The organism is Streptomyces sp. SL06 (assembly GCF_058244745.1).
In genome coordinates this window covers 5,638,481-5,655,996 of the sequence record NZ_JBSYOT010000002.1, presented here as the reverse complement: position 1 = coordinate 5,655,996, position 17,516 = coordinate 5,638,481, and the positions used below count along the sequence as shown (strand labels likewise).

Here is a 17,516-nt window from a genome sequence, read left to right as displayed (position 1 = left end):
CCCCCGCAACGTATTCCTCAACGCACCGGTTTCACGAACGAACTGGAGACACCGCACATGACAGTTCCTCACCCGCGTCACCGCCGTGCCCTCGCGATCCCGGTCGGCCTGGCCGTGGCCACGTCGCTGGCGTTCCTGCCGGGCACCCCGGCCGCCGCGGCGGAGGCCGCCCCCTCGGCCGCGGCGGACGCGACCTCGCTCAGCTACGTCGTCAACGTCTCCCCCGGGCACGGCCCTTCGGCGACCGTGCGGCAGGCGATAGCCAAGGCCGGCGGCACGGTCGTGACGTCGTACGACAGCATCGGCGTGGTCGTCGTCCACTCGGCCGACCCCGACTTCGCCAAGACGGTCCGCAAGGTCCGCGGTGTGCAGTCGGCCGGTGCCACCCGCACCGCTCCGCTGCCCTCGGCCGCCACGACCGACACCGGGGCGCCGAAGGTGCTCAGCGGCCAGGAACTCGCCGCCGCCCAGGCCGCCGCGAGCGCCGACGACCAGGACCCGCTGGAGTCCCTCCAGTGGGACCTGCCGGCCATCAAGGCCGACAAGGCGCACAAGAAGTCGCTCGGCAGCAGCAAGGTCACGGTCGCCGTCCTCGACACCGGCGTCGACGACACCCACCCCGACCTCGCCCCGAACTTCGACCGGAACGCCTCCGTCAACTGCGTCGCGGGCAAGCCGGACACCACCGACGGCGCCTGGCGGCCGAGCGCGGCGGAGAGCCCGCACGGCACCCACGTGGCCGGGGAGATAGCCGCCGCCAAGAACGGCGTGGGCATGACCGGCGTGGCGCCCGGTGTGAAGGTGGCCGGCATCAAGGTCGGCAACCCCGACGGCTTCTTCTACGCCGAGGCCGTGGTCTGCGGCTTCGTGTGGGCGGCTGAGCACGGCGTCGACGTGACCAACAACAGCTATTACACCGACCCCTGGTACTTCAACTGCAAGGACGACCCGGACCAGAAGGCGCTCGTGGACGCCGTCTCCCGGGCCACGCGGTACGCCGAGAAGAAGGGCGCGGTCAACGTCGCCGCGGCCGGCAACGAGAACTACGACCTCGCCTCGCACGAGATCAACGACCCGTCCTCCCCCAACGACACCACGCCCGGCGACCGGGTGATCGACCCGTCGAAGTGCCTCGACATCCCGACCCAGCTCCCGGGTGTCGTGACGGTCGCGGCCACCGGTGCCAAGGGCATCAAGTCGTCCTTCTCCAACCACGGCCTGGGCGTCATCGACATCGCCGCGCCCGGCGGCGACTCGACGGCCTACCAGACCCCGGCGCCGCCCGCCACCAGCGGACTGATCCTGGGCACGCTGCCCGGCGGTCAGTGGGGCTACATGGCCGGTACGTCGATGGCGTCGCCGCACGTCGCGGGTGTCGCCGCGCTGATCAAGTCGACCCACCCGCACGCCTCCCCGGCGCTGGTCAAGGCCCTGCTGTACGCCGAGGCCGACGCCACGCCGTGCACCAAGCCGTACGACATCGACGGTGACGGCAAGGTCGACGCGGTCTGCAAGGGCTCGAAGAACCTCAACAGCTTCTACGGCTGGGGCACGGCCGACGCGCTGGACGCGGTGACCCGGTAACCGGTGCTCCGCCGATGACCACCCGCGCGTGAGGCGGGCCGGGCCGCCGCCCGGCCCGCCTCCTGCTGTCCGGCCCGCGGCCCGCGGCCCGATCCGCCGCGGAACTTGCCCGAATCCGGGGGACTTGGTGAAGATCCTGGGGTGACCCCGACACCACCCCCGTCCCGGACCGCCGCCGCCCGACGGCACACGGCACCCCCCGGCACCGGCCGGACCGTGGCCGTACTCGCGCTGGTGACGCTCGGCGCGCTGATACCCGTCCTCGGCCCGTCCCCCGCCCTGCACGGCACCGGGGAGGCCGAGGCACCCGGCACCGGCGGCATCGCCCTGCTGCGCACGGTGCTCTTCGCCGCGCTGAGCGTACCGGCCGGCGAACTCCTCGTGGACCGGCTGGCCCGGTCGCTGCCCGGCGCGCCCGCCGACCGGCCCCGCGGCTGGTCGCCGTACGCGAACGCCGCGGGATTCCTCGCCGCGCTGGGACTGGCGTCGGTCGTGGCCACGGGCAACCTGGTGCCGGCCGGTGTCGCCGACATCGACATCGGCGGCCTCTACGAGTCCCGTGACGGAAAGCTCGCGCTCCTGGAGGTCAACGGATTCCTCGCGGCCGGACTGTGTGCCACCTCACGCCGGCCCGCCCTCCAGGTCTGGCCGCTGGCCGCGGTGGTGGTCGCGGAGGCGCTGCGCGCGCATCCCACCACCGAGCACAGCCCGCTGATCGGCTCCGGTCTGACCCTCGTCCATCTGACCTGCGCCTCGCTGTGGGTGGGCGGCCTGCTGTACGCGCTGCGGGTGCTGCGGCGGTGGCGGGACGCGCCGGCGGGACCGGCCCTGCTGGGGCTCTACGCGCGCGTGGCGGCCGTTCTGCTCGCCGCCCTCACGGCGACCGGGGTGTGCAGTTCGCTGCGCCGGATGCCGCCGGGCACGATCGCGGAGCAGCTGACGGAGACGGCGTACGGGCGGGTCCTGCTCGCCAAGGTGATCCTGGTGGCCGCCGTGGCCGTGCTCGCCCTGTGGGCCAGGATCCGGCTGAGCCGCGCGGCGGACCCGCTGACGGCCTGCTCCCCCGCGCGCGCGGAGGTCGTCGCCCTCGGCGTGGTCGTGGCGGTGTCGGGCCTCCTGACGGCCCTTCCGGTGCCGATCCGGTGGTGAGGCCCGCGCGGGGTGCCGCAACGCTCCGCCGGCGCGGGGAACTTGGGGGCCGAGGCCCCCTGCGGGACCCGAGTGTCGGTCCGGGCCCGTATCCTCTTTGACCATGCTCGAAGACCGCATGACCGCAGCGCCGTCCGCCACGGCGTGGCCGACCGCCTATCCGCAGGGATACGCGGTCGTCGACGTGGAGACCACCGGCCTGGCCCGCGACGACCGCATCATCTCCGCGGCCGTCTACCGGCTGGACGCGCGCGGTGAGGTCGAGGACCACTGGTACACGCTGGTCAATCCGCAACGGGACCCGGGTCCGGTCTGGATACACGGTCTGACGAGCGACGTGCTCCGGGACGCGCCGCTCTTCCCGGACGTTGCCGAGGAGTTCGCGGCCCGGCTCGACGGGCGAGTCCTCGTGGCGCACAACGCGGTCTTCGACTGGCAGATGATCGCCCGCGAGTACGCGCGCGCGACGCGCGAGGCGCCGGTGCGCCAACGGCTGTGCACCATCGCGCTCTCCAAGGCGCTGGAGCTTCCGCTGCCCAACCACAAGCTGGAGTCGCTGGCCGCGCACTTCGGGGTCGTGCAGCGGCGTGCGCACCACGCGCTGGACGACGCGCGCGTGCTGGCGGAGGCGTTCCGGCCGAGTCTGCTCGCCGCGGCGGCGGGGGGTCTGCGGCTGCCGCTGCACGAGTGCAGGCCGCTGACCGAGTGGTCGGACCGGTCCACGCCCAGGATCGGGCAGCAGGCGGGCCACGGCGGCTACCGGCCCGGCAGTTGGCGCCCGTCCCGCAAAAGGCCCGCATGCCCGCATCCCAACCCGGGACGGTACGAAGAGGGCAAACGGCTCAAGCAGGGCATGCGGGTCGCGTTCTCGGGTGACACCTCCGTCGAGCGGGACCTCTTGGAGGACCGCGCGACCGAGGCCGGTCTGCATGTCGCCACCAGCCTGTCCCGGCTGACCAGCCTGCTGGTCACCAACGACCCGGACTCGGGCACGTCGAAGGTGGTCAAGGCCCGCCAGTTCGGCACGCCGGTGGTGGACGAGGCGGCCTTCGGGCAACTGCTCGCGGATGTCGAGCCCGCGGACGGCTGAGCCGCCGGTCCGCCGCGGGGCGAGCCGTACGGACGGGTGATTCCGGGCGGACTCGCCCGGCGCCCGCTCGCCCGCGCCGCGGCGACGGCCCACCCTGTGGCGCATGGCGACATGTGAAGTCTGCGGCAACAACTACGGAATGACCTTCGAGGTCCACGCCCAGGGAGCGGTGCACGTCTTCGACTGCTTCTCCTGCGCGATCCACCGGATGGCGCCCATCTGCGAGCACTGCCGGGTGCAGATCATCGGCCAGGGCGTCGAGGTCGAGGGCCACTGGTACTGCGGCGCCCACTGCGCCCGCGCGGAGGGAAGGGTGGGGGTCGTCGACCAGGTCTAGCCTCGATCTTGCATGAGCCCTCGTTGAACGCTTGAGTTCTAGTGGTCGTTGCAACACCCCAGCTCAGGGGATGCAATGGACTTCGAGATCCGGGAGAACCGGAGGCCCGGAGGCGGGCGAAGGATGACCCGCGAGCGGGCCGCATACTTCCAGCTCATGGAGCAGGGGTACAGCACGCGGGAAGCCGCCCGGATAGTTGGTATCAACCTGCGCACCGGCAAGCGGTGGCGCAACGGCTGGCACTCACCGCCAGGCGGCCGGAAGGCAGTTCCTCCGATCTACCCGGTCCCGGGGCAGGTCCAGGCAGCGGGCTCGGAGGAACTGCCTCCCGCGCCGTCGCGGTATCTCCAGGAGCGCGACCGCATCCACATCGCCGACCGGCTGCGCGAGAAGGCGTCCGTCCGGCAGATCGCCGCCGAGCTGGGCCGCAGCCCCTCCACCATCAGCCGCGAGATACGCCGCAACCGGCGGCCCATGCCCAAGGGCGGCTTCACCTACCAGCCCTTCCACGCCCACCGCCGGGCCGAATGTCGCCGCCCCCGGCCCAAGGTGGGCAAGATCGGCCAGAACCCCGAACTGCGCGACTTCATCCAGGAACATCTGGCGATGCGCTGGAGCCCCGAGCAGATCTGCCACGCTCTGCGGGCACGCTTCCCCGACCGGCCGGAGACGCACGTGACCCACGAGACGATCTACCAGGCGCTCTACGTCCAAGGCCGCGGAGAGCTCCGCCGGGAACTGACCCGCTCGCTACGGACCGGCCGCGCCATGCGCCGCCCGCACCGCCACGCCTACAAGCGCCAGCCGGGCCCCATCAAGAACATGGTCATGATCAGCCAGCGGCCCGCCGAGGCGGCCGACCGAGCCGTCCCGGGCCACTGGGAGGGCGACCTGATCATCGGCAAGAACGGCAAGTCGGCGATCGGCACCCTGGTCGAACGCTCCACCCGCTACCTGATGCTCGTCCACCTGCCCACCGGTCACAGCTCCATGGCCACCCGCAACGCGCTCGCAGCGAGCATCGAGTCCCTCCCGCGCCACCTCTGGCGGTCCCTGACCTGGGATCAGGGCTCCGAGATGACCGCGCACCGGTCCTTCAGCGTCGCCACGGGCATCCCGGTCTTCTTCTGCGATCCGGCCAGTCCCTGGCAGCGCGGCTCCAACGAGAACACGAACGGGCTGCTGCGGCAGTACTTCCCCAAGGGCACCGATCTGGCCGCACACACCGCCCAGGACCTCGCGGCCGTCGCCGCCGAACTGAACAGCCGGCCACGCAAAACGCTCGGCTGGGAAACCCCAGCCGAGCGTCTCGCTAGGCTCCTGGCCACAGCCAGTTGATCACTGTGTTGCAACGACCCCTGGAATTCGCCACGTCGGCGGGGGCTTTTTGCCTGCCGGGGTTCGGGGTGCCAGTCCAGTAGGGCTTGCAGCCGGGTGTGGGCGCTGGTGATCACGTGTGTCCAGGGCCAGTGACGGGCTTGGCCGGTCGGGGCGAGCATCGGCATCCAGGCCAGGAGGCCCAGGGCGAGCTGGACGATCTCCAGCCAGAGCTGGTTGCCCGCGGTGTGGTGCAGGGGGAGGTTGCGCAGGCCGGTGTCGCGGGCATTACGGATGCGATCCTCGGCTCGGGCTGCCGGTGGTGTTGGTCGCGAAGCAGGTCAGGCGCATGCCGTCGGCGTCGGTGAACCGCAGTTGGGCGCCGGTTCAAGAACTCGTGGGTGCCGCCGGCCGAGTCGGTGCGGATCAGGGTCGAGCGGCCCCGCCGGTACTTTTTGGGCATTTGGGCCAGAGTCGGCAGCATCCCGGCCACCGGTTCCCCGGACAGTACCCCGTCGATGTCCACGATCACCTGCCCGTTCGCGCCTGGTCCGGCGGATCGCGGTCAGCGCGCGGGGACCGGCTCCGGCCAGGGTGTCCACCAGCCGCGACACCGTGGGATCGGATGCCACCAGCCCGAACAAGGCCGGTTCAGCCCGCCCCCGATTGGATGAATCTCATGGCCAGGCGTCGACGCAAGGCCCTCGTGGTCTGCGGCGTCTGTCACGAGCGCATCCATACCGGGAAGCCAAACGCAATGTTCACGCAGTAGTCGCTGGAGAGCCGGATGCTCGGAACCGCGCTCGGCCGGCCCTGCCCGCACCCTGCTCGACGAGTGGGCCCGCCGACGGCGCCGCACCAGCAACGAGCAGCGGACCGCGGCGCTGGCAGAGTTCCTCCACACCTACAACCACCACCGCAGCCACACCGCGCTCGCAGGCCGGCCACCCATCACCCGCGTCAACAACCCTCCGGGTCAATACACCTGGGTCGCGTCGTCCGGAACGATCGTCTCAGTGAACCCGATGGCGAACGCCTTGAGCGCGCGGTTGAGTCGCGGGGCGAAGTCGAGCGCGACGTGACCCCATTGCGGCTCCTGTTCGTACAGCGCCGCGAGGGTGGGAGTCGGATGGGCCACCTGCCAGAAGCCGGAGGCCAGCGTGATCGCCACGGCCAGCAGATTGCTGATCTGTTCGAGTGTCATGCTGCTCGCGCGATCCAGCGCGGTGGCGATCTCGTCGTGTGCGGCGAAGGCATTGGTCTTGTACCGGCGGGCCCGTTCGATGTCGACATCGCCTTCGAGCTTCAGCGCAACGTGGGTCAACAGGTCACAGAAGACCGGTAGTGCGACCAAGGTCTTGCTGACGACCGCCGCCGCCTGGGCGGTCCCGAGCCCGGTGCGTTCGGCGACCTCGCCCTTGATCGCGTCCCGCCACTGTCCCCATCCCCGTTCGGCCAGTTCGAGGAGCAGTTCCTCCTTGCCGGCGTAGTAGCGCCGTACGCCGGTGCGGTGTAGGCCGGCGCGCTCGGTGACCGCCGTCAGGGTGACGTACCGGACGCCCCCGAGTTCGAGCGCGAGCGCTTCCGCCGCCTTCAGCAGATCTTCCGAGCGGCGTGTCTTGTCTTCCGCCGACCGAGCCCTCTGGTGCATGCCGGAAGCATAACGCACGCCGAGATGCGCTAACGGCAGCATGGTGGTACGGTCGAGATAACGCATCGCGACGTGCGTTAAATGTGGAAGGGAACCACCGTGAAGGCTGTACAGGCCGGCCAGTTCGGCGCCCCGGGCGTGCTCACCATCACCGACCTGCCGGACCCAACCCCTGGGCCCGGTCAGATCGCGATCGACGTCACCCACGCCGCCGTCGGACTCATCGACGTCCACATCCGGCAGGGCCTGTTCAAGGACGGTCCTGGGCTGCCGCAGCCGCCGTACGTTCCCGGTCTTGAGGTGGCCGGCACCGTGCGCACACTCGGCGAGGGCGTCACCGGCTTCACCGTCGGTGAGAAGGTGGTGTCACTGTCCGCCAACGCGACAGGCGGATACGCGTCGGTGTACGTCAGCGACCAGGCGCGGGTCGTGTCGACGCAGGACTACGACATCGCCCCCGCCCTTGCCGTCGCCGTCGTCCCCAACGCGATCATGGCCCACATCGCGCTCACCCGCGCCATCGGCATGTCTGCGGGGGAAAGCGTCCTCATCCACGGCGCACTGGGCGGGTTGGCCGCTGGTTTCCCCGGCATCGCCCGACAACTCGGCGCATCCCGGGTCGTCGGCACGGTCCGTTCCGAGAGGACGGGCCCGGCGGCCGCCAGCAGGCTGCCCTACGACACCATCGTCGACTCCGCCCAACTGCCCGAGGTGCTCGGCGGTGAGAAGTTCGACGTCATCGTCGACCCCGTCGGCGGGCGCGTCCGTACCCAGAGCCTGGACCTGCTCGCGGCGTCAGGCCGTCTCCTGCTGGTCGGGAATGCCAGCGGCGACTGGGACCACCGCATCGACGGCAACCGTGTATGGCAGGGCAACATCACCGTCGCCGGGTTCAACGCCGGCGGCTACGTGCCGGCCCACCCCGAGGCCGTCCAACCCGCCGCTGACGCCGCGCTGAAAGCGCTCGCGAGCGGACTGGCCGACACCGAGACCGAAGTCCTTCCCTTGGCTGACGCGGCGACCGCGCACGAACGGATCGAGAACCACGCAACCGACGGCCGCATCGTCCTCACCCCATGAGAGGCGCAGCTCCGCCTTCATGATCAAGTGGAACAGCCGGCGCCGCTCCGGCAGAAACACGCGGGTATCGCCGCCTCGCTACGCGGACTTGCGAAACGCCGACGGCGCGAGCGGCCCGTGCTCGGCCCAGTCCTCGACCATGCGCGTGCTCGCCGGTCGGAGACCAGGTCTTGAGCGAGTGCCGAGTGCACGCCGCCGCCGTCGGCGTGCAGGTCGTCGACGGCCCGGTTCAGTTCGTCCACGTGTATTGATCATGAGCGTTGTTGACTGTCATGGGCCTTGATCATGGCGAAGACCTCCGGTCGCCCACGTCGCTCGGTCCGGGGTGCCGCTGCCCCGGCGTGGTGCGCCGTGCGGATTACCGATGGGGTTCCCGGTCGCCGAGCACAGGCAGCAGTTTCAGTTTCTCGTGGCTTTCGGTGCCGGGGGTGGCGGTGTAGACGAGGAGGGCCTGGGCCTGGTCGGCGTCGAAGAGGACCTGGCAGTGGAGTTCAAGGGTGCCCAGGTCGGGGTGTTGGATGCGTTTGGCACCGCCTTCGTGGCCGACGCCAATTTCGTGGCTGCTCCACAGGGCGCCGAACTCGGTGCTCTGTTCCAGCAGGGCGTGCACGATCTGGCCGGCACGGGAGTGGGCACCCTGGCGTGAGTAGGCCGCGCGCAGCCCGGAGGTGAAGATCCGGCTGTGGGTGGCGTGGTCGGGCTCGGGGTAGATCCGCCGTGCGCGGGGATCGGTGAACCAGCGGTGGACCAGGCTGCGGTCCAATCCGGTGTACTCGGTCTCGTTGCCGACCAGGGCCACGGCCAAGCGGGTCTGTACCAGCGTTTCGGCCAGGGACGTGATGACCTGCGCGGGGGTGTCCTGGAGACGGTCCAGGATGCGCATCATGCCGGGTGTGACGTGGTCGGTGCGCGGGCTGCGGCTGGGGGTGTTGTGCCCGGCCATCCGGAAGAGGTGGTCGCGTTCGTCCAGGGACAGGTGCAGGCCGCGGGCGAGCGCGGCGAGCATCGTTCCGGAGGGCAGTGGGCCGCGCTGCTGCTCGATGCGGGCGTAGTAGTCGGCGGACATGCCGCACAGGGCGGCGACCTCCTCGCGGCGCAGGCCCTGGGTGCGGCGTCGGCTGCCGCGCGGCACGCCGACGTCCTCGGGCTGCAGGGCCTCACGCCGGGTGCGCAGGAAGTCGGCGAGTTGGGCGCGGTCCATGAGTGGCTCCCTTCGTGAGGCGGCGCTGTCTTCGGAGGCCGGCGCGGGCACCCGCCCCCGGCCCCCGGCGCCTCATGCGGACGGGAAACGTACGCCGGTCAGTTCCTGGGACAGTTCCCAGATCCGCGTCGCGTCCGCCTGGCTGCGGCCATTCTTGTACAGGGGCTGTTCGGCGGGGGAACCGCTGAGGTGCAGCAGTCCCTTGGGGCCGTAGAGGGCGCCGCCCCGGGCATCGGGGCTGGTCGCGGCGTACAGGGCGGGCAGCGGTCCGGCCTCGGGGCGCTGGACGAGGATGCCGGCGCGGGCGAAGCGGCGGATCATCCTCACTGAGGTGGTGTCCTTGTGCCGGCCCATGCCCGGCTGGGCGGCCAGCAGGTTGGTGGGGGTGACCCCGGGGTGGCAGGCGTTGCTGGTGATTCCCCAGCCGTGCGCGGTGCTGCGGCGGTCGAGTTCCATCGCGAACAGCAGCTGGGCGATCTTGGACTGGCTGTAGGCGCGGCCGCCCTTGTACGTGTTCTGCCACTGAGGGTCGTCCCAGTTGATACCGCCCATGTTCGCCGACACACTCACCTGCGAGGTGATGCGGGCACCGCCCTTGCGCAGCAGCGGCAGCAGGCGGGCGACCAGAGCGAAGTGCGCGAGATGGTTCACGCCGAACTGCAGCTCGAAGCCGTCCTTGGTCTCCTGCCGGCCGGGTGGCTCCATGATCCCGGCGTTGTTGACCAGCAGGTGGATGGGTCGGCCCTCGGTGTTCAGGCCGTCGGCGAGGGCCTCGACCGAATCCAGCGAAGACAGGTCCAGGGTGCGGGTGGAGATGTGCGCGCCGGGGTGCGTGGCCCTTACCTGCTCGGCGGCCTTGTTGCCCTTGGCCGGGTTACGGACGGGCAGGACGACCTCTGCCCCGGCGGCGGCAAGGCGCCCGGCCAGGCCCAGGCCGATGCCGTCGCTTCCTCCGGTGACCACGGCCAGCTTTCCGGTCAGGTCGGGAACGGTGTATTCGGCCTTCGCCATGATGGTTCGTCTCCTTGATACGAGGGCCGCCGTACGGCCCGGAAATGCAGGTGCGGAAGGCGCAGGCGATCGCTTGTTCACCGGTGCCGGCACATGCCGGGCACGCCACTCGGGAGGCGGGCCCGGCGGTGCTGCCGTCCCCTGCAGCAGGGCGCCGCCGGAGGCTTCGATGCGCTGGGCGGTGATCCAGGCCGTTCCCGGAGACAGCAGCGCGGCAATGACGCCGCCGATGCCGTCCGGTTCGCCGACCCGGCCGAGCGCGGCCTGCCGGGACAGGTGGGCGCGGATCTCCTCGTTGTCACGCAGCCCGCCGCCGAAGTCGGTGGCGACCGGGGACGGGGCGGCGGCGCCGGCGTTGTTGACCAGGAAGTCGAAGGTGTCGCGGTCCCGCACGGTGCCCAGCGCTTCCTGGACGGCTTGAGTGCCGCGGCCCGGCCCAGGCCCCGGTTCCCGCCCGTGATCAAAGCAATGGTGTTCTGGCTCATCACGTATCCCTCACTGCGCCGGTGCCCGGACCGCCTCACACGGCCCGCCGACGGAAACCCGCCACCACCAACGATCGGCGACGCCCCGCGCGGGATGAAGGCACAAACGATCCAGGGACAAGTAGTCCCCCACAACTACCTGGCCTTCCTCGCCACGACGACCGCTGATCTGGCGGCGCAAGTCGGTGCGTCGGTCCGTACCGTCCTGCGAGATCTGCAGTGGCTGCAAGAAGCGGGCTTCCCGCTGCTGATCCGACGAGGCCGTTGGGGCGGGGTGACCCTCGACGCGGACACGCGGGTACGCGCCGATACGCTTCCTCACCCGGAGAGTGCTTCCTTCCGCGCAGGACACCCCACCTCGTGAAAGCGCGAGGCCGGCCCCGGGCCGACGGCGAGGCAAGGCCGTACCCGCCGCATCGCACCCCATGCCCCGGTTGTACGGTCATGGGGTGTACCGCTTCCTCCTGTCCCGCCAGTGGGTGATCCTCACGCTGGTCGCCGTGCTGCTCATCCCCACGATGATCCGGCTGGGTTTCTGGCAGCTGCACCGCTACGAGGAGCGCACCGCCCGCAACGATCTGGTCGCGCGGGCGCTGAGGGCCGAGCCGGTGCCGGTGGAGTCGCTGACGGCCCCCGGCAAGGAGATCACCACGCGTGAGCGGTACCGCACGGTGACCGCGAAGGGCCGCTTCGACACCGACCGCGAGGTCGTCGTCCGCCGCCGTACCGACTCCGACGACAACATCGGCTACCACGTGCTGACCCCCTTCGTCCTGGACGACGGCAAGGTCCTGCTGGTCAACCGGGGCTGGATCCCCGCGGACGGCCCGAGCCAGACGGAGTTCCCGAAGGTCCCCGCGCCGCCCCGGGGCGAGGTCACCGTCACCGGGCGGCTGATGCCCGACGAGACGACCGCCGCGAGCGGCATCAAGGACCTCAAGGGCCTGCCGGACCGGCAGATCATGCTCATCAACAGCGAGCAGCAGGCCGCGCGCCTCGACGCCCCGGTGCTCGGCGGATACGCCGTCCTGACGAAGCCGGAGCCGGAGAACAACACCCCGAAGCCGATCGGCGGGCCGGGCGACGAGGACGCCGCGCTCAACTTCGCGTACGCCATCCAGTGGTGGCTGTTCTCCGCCGCCGTACCGGTCGGCTGGTGGTTCCTGGTCCGCCGCGAGAAGCGGGACCGGGAGGCCGCCGGGGACGTGGAACCGGCGCAGGCGCAACCCGCGGCGGTGCAGTCGGCCCGGTGAACACCGCCCTCGCCCTGTCCGGGGGCCAGGGGGCAGGATGGGACCATGGATCTTGGACTGAGGGACCGGGTGTACGTCGTCACGGGGGCCACCCGGGGGCTGGGCAACGCCGCCGCGCGCGAGTTGGTCGCCGACGGGGCGAAGGTGGTCGCCACGGGCCGGGACGAGAAGAGCGCCGCCGAGGCCGCGGCGGCGCTGGGCCCGGACGCCGTCGGGGTGGCAGCCGACAACGCCGACCCCAAGGCCGCCGGGCGGCTGGTCGCGACCGCCCGTGAGCGCTTCGGCCGCTTCGACGGCGTACTGATCAGTGTGGGCGGGCCGCCGGCCGGGTTCGCCGCCGACAACACGGACGAGCAGTGGCAGTCGGCGTTCGAGTCGGTGTTCCTCGGTGCGGTGCGGCTGGCCCGGACGGCGGCGGCCGAGCTGGCGAAGGGCGGGGTCGTCGGCTTCGTGCTGTCGGGCTCGGTGTACGAGCCGATCGCCGGCCTGACCATCTCCAACGGCCTGCGGCCGGGGCTGGCCGGCTTCGCCAAGTCCCTCGCCGACGAACTGGGCCCGCGCGGCATCCGCGTCGTCGGCCTGCTGCCGGGCCGCGTCGACACCGACCGCGTGCGCGAGCTGGACGGCGCGTCCGCCGACCCGGCGGCGACCAGGGCCGCCGCCGAGTCCCGCATCCCGCTGCGCCGCTACGGCGCCCCGGAGGAGTTCGGCCGCGCGGCGGCGTTCCTGCTCTCCCCCGCGGCCTCGTACATCACGGGCGTGATGCTGTCGGTGGACGGCGGGGCACGGCACGGCTTCTAGACGGTCGCCGGCCACGGGTGCCTGCCCGGCGGTCAGCTCACCCGTTCGGCACGGTGTCTGACGGCGTGGAGGTGGACCTCCGCCGGGAGGCTCGTGAGGTTCGCCGAGTCGCGGGCGTGGGTCAGGGCGCGGGTGGTGAGGTCGTGCAGGGCGGTGCCCGGGTCCACGTGGGGGGCCAGGAAGAGCCGGACGCGGGTCGCCGGGGCGGCGCGGCGGCCGGCGAGGCGGACCTTGGCCCGCTCCACCCCGTCCAGCCCCTCCGCCTCCTGGGCGAGGACCGTCTCCAGGGCCCGGCCGCGCAGCACCGCGCCGTCGCCGTCCCCGGTGTCGACGAGGATCTCGGCCGGCCGGCGGCGGCGCACCACCGCGACCAGCCACCACAGGGCGAGCAGCAGCAGGACGGCCAGCGCGGCGATGACCACCGGCCACCACCAGTCGGCGTCCCGCCACCGGGTCCGCTCGGCGTTGCTGAGCAGCACGTCGTGCGGACCCTGGTGGAGCCACCAGGAGGGGGCGCCGGCGCCGAGGCCGACGGCCAGCACGGAGCCGCCGACGGCGAGCAGGACCAGGCCCACGAGGGCGAGCAGTACACGGTCGACGGTCCTGAGCACCGCTGTCATCCCTTTCGTCCGGGCCGCGCCACCCGCACGGACACGGAGGTGGGCCGGGCAAGGCCCAGCCCGCGCACCGCGTCGTCGAGCACGCCGTCCAGCTCGGTCCGTACGTCGTCCAGTTCCCGGAAGTGCGACAGCGCCCGTACGCGCGCCCGGCGTCGGCGCATCCGCACCCGCACCGACTGCACTCCGGTGACCTCCGTGGCCCGGTCGCGCAGCACCGTGGCGGCGGCGTCCCTGCGCAGCCCGGCGCGTACGTCAGGGTGCGTGCGCCGCATGGGCAGCAGCTTGCGCAGGCCGGGGGTGAGGGCCAGCAGGAGCAGCCAGAGCCCGAGGGCGGCGGCGACCGCCGCGCCGGCCAGCACCCATGTGTCGTCGAGGGGCCGGTGGGCGAGCTGCCGGGCCAGTTCACGGCGCCATCCCAGGCCGGTCCGGCCGGCGCGCACCGCGACGATGTCGTAGAGGAAGACGCCCGCGAGGAGCAGGAGCAGCAGGGCGACGATGCCCCCGGGGACGCGGCGCGCGGACCAGAAGCGGCCGGCCGACGCGCTCGCGTCACCCGGCTCGGGCGGCGGTCCGGTGCCTGCGGTCTCCTGCTCCTCGGCGGGCTCCATGACGGGCAGGCGCTGTGTGCTGCCCTCGGTGCCCCGGGGCTCGCTCATCGCGTCCTCCCCTGTTTCGCGCCGTACTCCGCCGCCAGGTGCAGCCGCTCCACCTGGACGGCCACCTCCGGCACCGACATGCCCACCAACGCCCGTACCCGCTGGGCGACCTGGTGACGCACCCGCCCGCAGCGGGCGTCGATGTCGCACGGGTAGCCGAGTTCGAGGTGGACCCGGACGCGGGCGGTGTCGTGCCGGACGACGACGGTGGCGTGCGGGCGTTCGGCGTCCGGGTGGAGCGGGCCGACCGCCTCGCGCGCTGCCTGCGCGGCGACCTTGGCGACGACCCGGTCCGCGATCCGCGTGGCACCGCGGTCACCGGGCGCCACGGCGGTCGGGGGTTCGAGCAGCTCACCGGCCCCACCGCTCACGCCGGTCACCCCCGCCGGTCGTTGCGGGTGCGGAAGAAGTCACCGAGTTCCATGTCCCCCTCCAGAAGGCGGCCGACGACGAACCCGACGGCGCCCAGGGCAGCCACCAGCAGGAAGGCTCCGAATCCGCCGAAGTATCCGGCGAATCCCAGTGCCATGCCGGCGATCATGCCGACCACGGCCATACTCATGGTGCGCTCTCCTCAGTCCGCTTCCGTGTCACTTGATCCGGGGCTCCGGCTCCTCGTCCTCCTCGTCGGGCAGCTTCACGTCGCTGACCGAGATGTTGACCTCGACGACCTCCAGGCCGGTCATGCGCTCCACCGCCGCCACGACGTTCTCCCGCACGTCCCGGGCGACGTCCGCGATGGCCACGCCGTACTCGACGACGATCTCCAGGTCGAGCGCGGTCTGCTGCTCGCCGACCTCGGCCTTCACCCCGCGTGTCACGCCGGACTTGGCACCGCCGCCGCCGGGCACCCGGTCGCGCATCGCGCCGAAGGTGCGTGACATTCCGCTGCCCATGGCGTGCACACCGACCACGTCGCGTGCGGCCATTCCGGTGATCTTCTCCACGACGCCGTCGGCGATGGCGGTGCGCCCGCGGTCGCCGGGGGCTCCCCCGCCGCGCCGGACACCCTGGCCCCGCTGTGCGCCGGTCTCGGATGTTTCCTTCTCCGTCAGTTCACTCATCGCCGCAGTCCCTTCCGGTCCGTCCTTCTTCGACCACCGTAAGCACGGTTGCGCGATTGCGCGCCGTGGATGATGCGGCAGGGTGGAGCCATGACGACGGCGGACCGGTGGACCCGGACGGTGCGGGAGCAGTTGGGGCTCGGCAGGCTGCTGCCGCTGGGCGGTCCGCGGGACGGCGCGTGGATCGCCGAACGCGCGGCGCGGGAGGTGCTGCTGGCCGCGGCCCGGGATGTGGCGGGGGTACGCCCGGGAGGCCTGCGGATCGGGACCGCCGACCCGCAGGACACGCGGGAGCCGGTCGTACCGCCGCCGCCGAGCGCACTGCCGCCGGGACCGCTGCGGGTGACGGCCGACTTCGCTGCGGTCGTCGGCCTCTCGGCGACCGCCGAGCCGCTGCCGGTGACGGCCGCCCGCCTGCGTGCCGCGCTGACGGCGGCGGCGCGGGGCATCGGCCTGACGGTGACCGAGGTGGACCTGCGGGCGACGGCCCTGCTGGACCCGTCCGCCTCGCCCGAGCCTGCTCCCGAGCGCGAGCCGCGGCGTCCCGCCGCCGTCGAGCAGGAGGGCGGGGACGAGGGCCGGGCGGCCGAGGCCGCGTCGGCGGTGGACGGGGTGGCCCGTCTGACGGGCGTACTGGGCCGCCCGGTCCAGGTGACCGAGCCGCCGGCCCGGCAAGAGGCCCTGCCGCGCCGGCACGTCCGGGTGGAACTGGCGGTGGACGCCCGCCGCAACGCCGCGGAGGTGGCCCGGCAGGTCCGGAAAGCGGTGACGGAGGCCCTCCCGGACCACCCGTCGGTGGCGGTACTGGTAACGGCGCTCGACTGAGGCCCCGGCGGGCCGGCGACGGCGACCGACCCGGAGACCGTCGCCCCGGCCCTCGGCCACGGTGGCGGTGGCGGTGCCGGTGGGAGGCCGAGGTCGGGTCGGGTCAGTCGCCGAGGCCTGACAGGTCGCGCAGGCGGCGGGCCTGGGCGGCGCGTTCGGCGGTGCGCTGGGACTCGTAGTCGCGGCTCTGGGCGCCCTGGAGCAGCGCCTTGGTCTCGACGACCGCGTCCCGCGGAGCGGCCAGCACCGCCGACGCCAGGTCGTGTACGGCGCCGTCGAGCTGGTCGGCGGGGACGGCGAGGTTGGCCAGCCCGCTGTTCACGGCCTCATCGGCCAGGACGAAGCGGCCGGTCGCGCAGATCTCCAGCGCGCGGGCGTATCCGACCAGGGAGACCAGGGGGTGTGTGCCGGTCAGGTCGGGCACGAGGCCCAGGCCGGTCTCGCGCATGGCGAACTGCACGTCGTCGGCGACGACCCGCAGGTCGCAGGCGAGGGCCAGCTGGAAGCCCGCCCCGATGGCGTGCCCCTGCACGGCGGCGACCGACAGGATGTCGCTGCGCCGCCACCAGGTGAACGCCTCCTGGTACTCCGCGATGGCCGCGTCCAGCTCGGCGTCACCGCCCCGTGCGAGGTCGGTGAAGGACGGTTCGCCGTCGAAGCCCTCGGGCGTGAACGCCTGCCGGTCGAGCCCGGCGGAGAAGGACTTGCCCTCGGCCCGCAGCACCACGACGCGGACGGAGCCCGGCAGCAGCCGACCGGCCTCGGTGAGCGCCCGCCACAGAGCGGGGCTCTGCGCGTTGCGCTTGGCCGGGTTGGTCAGCGTCACCGTGGCGATCGCGTCGTCGACGGTGAGCCGCACGCCGTCCTTGTCGAGGGCGGGAACGGGGTCGTGGGCGGGCGAAGCCATGAGGAGCCTCCGAGAGGTGCGGTCGTCGTCCCCGCCGTACACCGGCAGAGCTAAGTGACTGCACAGTAACCACCCGGGCGGTCGGACGACCGACCGGGTGGCCACCTTCTCGTTCGGACTTCTCTTCGGAGTCGAGGGGGCCACCCGGGATTCAGGCCGATGCGGCCTTCTTGCCCCGGGTAGCCCCGCCGCGCCCTCGGAGCGTGACGCCCGACTCGCTGAGCATGCGGTGCACAAAGCCATACGAGCGGCCGGTTTCCTCGGCCAACGCCCGGATGCTCGCACCGGCGTCGTACTTCTTCTTCAGGTCTGCCGCGAGCTTGTCGCGCGCGGCGCCGGTCACCCGGCTGCCCTTCTTCAGAGTCTCGGCCACCCGTGCCTCCTCATGGGAAGTGCGCTCTGGTCTCCTCATGATCACCCCTCCAGGCCCTCCTGGCCACCCATTCGGCAAGGTCGATGAGACAAGGTTGTGACGACAGGAGCCA

At 72.2% G+C, this 17,516-nt stretch carries 19 protein-coding genes and 4 pseudogenes; 11 read left to right on the top strand and 12 right to left on the bottom strand.

Annotated features, from left to right (window positions below; translation table 11 throughout):
- Positions 1-57: 57 nt before the first annotated feature.
- From AC4IHM_RS25905 to AC4IHM_RS25885, 5 genes are all read left to right on the top strand, one after another.
- Entirely contained in the window at positions 58-1,584 is a 1,527-nt protein-coding gene (locus AC4IHM_RS25905; RefSeq protein WP_490869397.1) for a S8 family peptidase, read from the top strand.
- Between the two features lie 141 nt (positions 1,585-1,725).
- The gene (locus tag AC4IHM_RS25900) at positions 1,726-2,733 is read left to right on the top strand and encodes a CopD family protein (RefSeq protein WP_490869396.1); all 1,008 of its coding nucleotides are present in this window, start codon (positions 1,726-1,728) and stop codon (positions 2,731-2,733) included.
- Positions 2,734-2,836: 103 nt separating this feature from the next.
- A complete protein-coding gene (locus AC4IHM_RS25895) occupies positions 2,837-3,823 on the top strand; it encodes a DEDDh family exonuclease (RefSeq protein ID WP_490869395.1) in 987 nt (328 codons plus the stop codon).
- Between the two features lie 103 nt (positions 3,824-3,926).
- Positions 3,927-4,160, top strand: a complete 234-nt coding sequence (locus AC4IHM_RS25890) for a hypothetical protein (RefSeq protein ID WP_490869394.1) — start codon at positions 3,927-3,929, stop codon at positions 4,158-4,160.
- A 123-nt stretch (positions 4,161-4,283) separates the two neighbouring features.
- On the top strand, positions 4,284-5,498 hold the full coding sequence (locus AC4IHM_RS25885; RefSeq protein WP_490865804.1) for an IS30 family transposase: 1,215 nt from the start codon (positions 4,284-4,286) through the stop codon (positions 5,496-5,498).
- 128 nt (positions 5,499-5,626) lie between these two features.
- On the opposite strand, the pseudogene AC4IHM_RS25880 reads toward AC4IHM_RS25885, so the two are convergent.
- Positions 5,627-6,136 (bottom strand): annotated as a pseudogene (locus tag AC4IHM_RS25880) (hypothetical protein); the annotation flags it as partial.
- 159 nt (positions 6,137-6,295) lie between these two features.
- On the opposite strand from AC4IHM_RS25880, the pseudogene AC4IHM_RS25875 reads away from it, so the two are divergent.
- Positions 6,296-6,460: pseudogene (locus tag AC4IHM_RS25875) on the top strand (integrase core domain-containing protein); the annotation flags it as partial.
- Here AC4IHM_RS25875 and AC4IHM_RS25870 read toward each other — a convergent pair.
- A complete protein-coding gene (locus AC4IHM_RS25870; protein WP_490869393.1) occupies positions 6,454-7,194 on the bottom strand; it encodes a TetR family transcriptional regulator in 741 nt (246 codons plus the stop codon). The pseudogene AC4IHM_RS25875 and the gene AC4IHM_RS25870 sit on opposite strands and share 7 nt — an antisense overlap.
- A gap of 33 nt (positions 7,195-7,227) precedes the next feature.
- On the opposite strand from AC4IHM_RS25870, the gene AC4IHM_RS25865 reads away from it, so the two are divergent.
- Complete coding sequence (locus AC4IHM_RS25865; RefSeq protein ID WP_490869392.1) at positions 7,228-8,208, top strand: quinone oxidoreductase family protein; 981 nt, start codon at positions 7,228-7,230, stop codon at positions 8,206-8,208.
- Between the two features lie 358 nt (positions 8,209-8,566).
- Here AC4IHM_RS25865 and AC4IHM_RS25860 read toward each other — a convergent pair whose 3' ends face one another.
- The 3 genes and pseudogenes from AC4IHM_RS25860 to AC4IHM_RS25850 all read right to left on the bottom strand — a co-directional run.
- The gene (locus AC4IHM_RS25860) at positions 8,567-9,409 is read right to left on the bottom strand and encodes a helix-turn-helix transcriptional regulator (RefSeq protein ID WP_490869391.1); all 843 of its coding nucleotides are present in this window, start codon (positions 9,407-9,409) and stop codon (positions 8,567-8,569) included.
- Between the two features lie 72 nt (positions 9,410-9,481).
- A complete protein-coding gene (locus AC4IHM_RS25855; RefSeq protein WP_490870936.1) occupies positions 9,482-10,420 on the bottom strand; it encodes an SDR family oxidoreductase in 939 nt (312 codons plus the stop codon).
- Positions 10,421-10,585: 165 nt separating this feature from the next.
- Positions 10,586-10,813, bottom strand: a pseudogene (locus AC4IHM_RS25850) (SDR family oxidoreductase); the annotation flags it as partial.
- 186 nt (positions 10,814-10,999) lie between these two features.
- Between AC4IHM_RS25850 and AC4IHM_RS25845 the strand changes: the two are divergent.
- The 3 genes and pseudogenes from AC4IHM_RS25845 to AC4IHM_RS25835 form a co-directional block, all read left to right on the top strand.
- Positions 11,000-11,188, top strand: a pseudogene (locus AC4IHM_RS25845) (hypothetical protein); the annotation flags it as partial.
- A gap of 166 nt (positions 11,189-11,354) precedes the next feature.
- Positions 11,355-12,158, top strand: coding sequence for an SURF1 family cytochrome oxidase biogenesis protein (locus AC4IHM_RS25840; protein ID WP_490869390.1), 804 nt, complete (start codon positions 11,355-11,357; stop codon positions 12,156-12,158).
- 45 nt (positions 12,159-12,203) lie between these two features.
- On the top strand, positions 12,204-12,959 hold the full coding sequence (locus AC4IHM_RS25835) for an SDR family oxidoreductase (RefSeq protein WP_490869389.1): 756 nt from the start codon (positions 12,204-12,206) through the stop codon (positions 12,957-12,959).
- Positions 12,960-12,991: 32 nt separating this feature from the next.
- Here AC4IHM_RS25835 and amaP read toward each other — a convergent pair whose 3' ends face one another.
- The 5 genes from amaP to AC4IHM_RS25810 are packed head-to-tail and all read right to left on the bottom strand — an operon-like array spanning position 12,992 to position 15,299.
- Positions 12,992-13,579, bottom strand: a complete 588-nt coding sequence (amaP, locus tag AC4IHM_RS25830; RefSeq protein WP_490869388.1) for an alkaline shock response membrane anchor protein AmaP — start codon at positions 13,577-13,579, stop codon at positions 12,992-12,994.
- Entirely contained in the window at positions 13,576-14,235 is a 660-nt protein-coding gene (locus tag AC4IHM_RS25825; RefSeq protein WP_490869387.1) for a DUF6286 domain-containing protein, read from the bottom strand. Before AC4IHM_RS25825 ends, amaP begins: the two co-directional genes overlap by 4 nt.
- On the bottom strand, positions 14,232-14,615 hold the full coding sequence (locus tag AC4IHM_RS25820; RefSeq protein WP_490869386.1) for a hypothetical protein: 384 nt from the start codon (positions 14,613-14,615) through the stop codon (positions 14,232-14,234). The genes AC4IHM_RS25825 and AC4IHM_RS25820 overlap by 4 nt, the downstream gene beginning before the upstream one ends.
- Positions 14,612-14,797 (bottom strand): hypothetical protein, encoded by a 186-nt coding sequence (locus tag AC4IHM_RS25815; protein WP_490869385.1) that lies wholly within the window; start codon positions 14,795-14,797, stop codon positions 14,612-14,614. Before AC4IHM_RS25815 ends, AC4IHM_RS25820 begins: the two co-directional genes overlap by 4 nt.
- 28 nt (positions 14,798-14,825) lie before the next feature.
- Entirely contained in the window at positions 14,826-15,299 is a 474-nt protein-coding gene (locus AC4IHM_RS25810) for an Asp23/Gls24 family envelope stress response protein (RefSeq protein ID WP_490869384.1), read from the bottom strand.
- Between the two features lie 90 nt (positions 15,300-15,389).
- Between AC4IHM_RS25810 and AC4IHM_RS25805 the strand changes: the two genes are divergently transcribed.
- On the top strand, positions 15,390-16,124 hold the full coding sequence (locus AC4IHM_RS25805; protein ID WP_490869383.1) for a nucleopolyhedrovirus P10 family protein: 735 nt from the start codon (positions 15,390-15,392) through the stop codon (positions 16,122-16,124).
- Between the two features lie 103 nt (positions 16,125-16,227).
- Here the strand turns inward: AC4IHM_RS25805 and AC4IHM_RS25800 are convergent, their stop codons facing one another.
- The gene (locus AC4IHM_RS25800; protein WP_490869382.1) at positions 16,228-17,031 is read right to left on the bottom strand and encodes an enoyl-CoA hydratase/isomerase family protein; all 804 of its coding nucleotides are present in this window, start codon (positions 17,029-17,031) and stop codon (positions 16,228-16,230) included.
- 151 nt (positions 17,032-17,182) lie between these two features.
- Positions 17,183-17,404: a helix-turn-helix domain-containing protein gene (locus AC4IHM_RS25795; protein WP_018567695.1), complete on the bottom strand. Its 222-nt coding sequence runs from the start codon at positions 17,402-17,404 to the stop codon at positions 17,183-17,185.
- Positions 17,405-17,516 lie beyond the last annotated feature (112 nt).

Excerpts from the sequence above, each read along its gene's own strand:
- AC4IHM_RS25870 (WP_490869393.1), bottom strand. The coding sequence starts at position 7,194 with ATGCGTTATCTCGACCGTACCACCATGCTGCCGTTAGCGCATCTCGGC.
- AC4IHM_RS25860 (WP_490869391.1), bottom strand. The coding sequence starts at position 9,409 with ATGGACCGCGCCCAACTCGCCGACTTCCTGCGCACCCGGCGTGAGGCC.
- AC4IHM_RS25835 (WP_490869389.1), top strand. The coding sequence starts at position 12,204 with ATGGATCTTGGACTGAGGGACCGGGTGTACGTCGTCACGGGGGCCACC.
- AC4IHM_RS25815 (WP_490869385.1), bottom strand. The coding sequence starts at position 14,797 with ATGAGTATGGCCGTGGTCGGCATGATCGCCGGCATGGCACTGGGATTC.
- AC4IHM_RS25825 (WP_490869387.1), bottom strand. The coding sequence starts at position 14,235 with ATGAGCGAGCCCCGGGGCACCGAGGGCAGCACACAGCGCCTGCCCGTC.
- AC4IHM_RS25810 (WP_490869384.1), bottom strand. The coding sequence starts at position 15,299 with ATGAGTGAACTGACGGAGAAGGAAACATCCGAGACCGGCGCACAGCGG.
- AC4IHM_RS25905 (WP_490869397.1), top strand. The coding sequence starts at position 58 with ATGACAGTTCCTCACCCGCGTCACCGCCGTGCCCTCGCGATCCCGGTC.
- AC4IHM_RS25855 (WP_490870936.1), bottom strand. The coding sequence starts at position 10,420 with ATGGCGAAGGCCGAATACACCGTTCCCGACCTGACCGGAAAGCTGGCC.
- AC4IHM_RS25805 (WP_490869383.1), top strand. The coding sequence starts at position 15,390 with ATGACGACGGCGGACCGGTGGACCCGGACGGTGCGGGAGCAGTTGGGG.
- AC4IHM_RS25895 (WP_490869395.1), top strand. The coding sequence starts at position 2,837 with ATGCTCGAAGACCGCATGACCGCAGCGCCGTCCGCCACGGCGTGGCCG.
- AC4IHM_RS25890 (WP_490869394.1), top strand. The coding sequence starts at position 3,927 with ATGGCGACATGTGAAGTCTGCGGCAACAACTACGGAATGACCTTCGAG.
- AC4IHM_RS25800 (WP_490869382.1), bottom strand. The coding sequence starts at position 17,031 with ATGGCTTCGCCCGCCCACGACCCCGTTCCCGCCCTCGACAAGGACGGC.
- AC4IHM_RS25885 (WP_490865804.1), top strand. The coding sequence starts at position 4,284 with ATGACCCGCGAGCGGGCCGCATACTTCCAGCTCATGGAGCAGGGGTAC.
- amaP (WP_490869388.1), bottom strand. The coding sequence starts at position 13,579 with ATGACAGCGGTGCTCAGGACCGTCGACCGTGTACTGCTCGCCCTCGTG.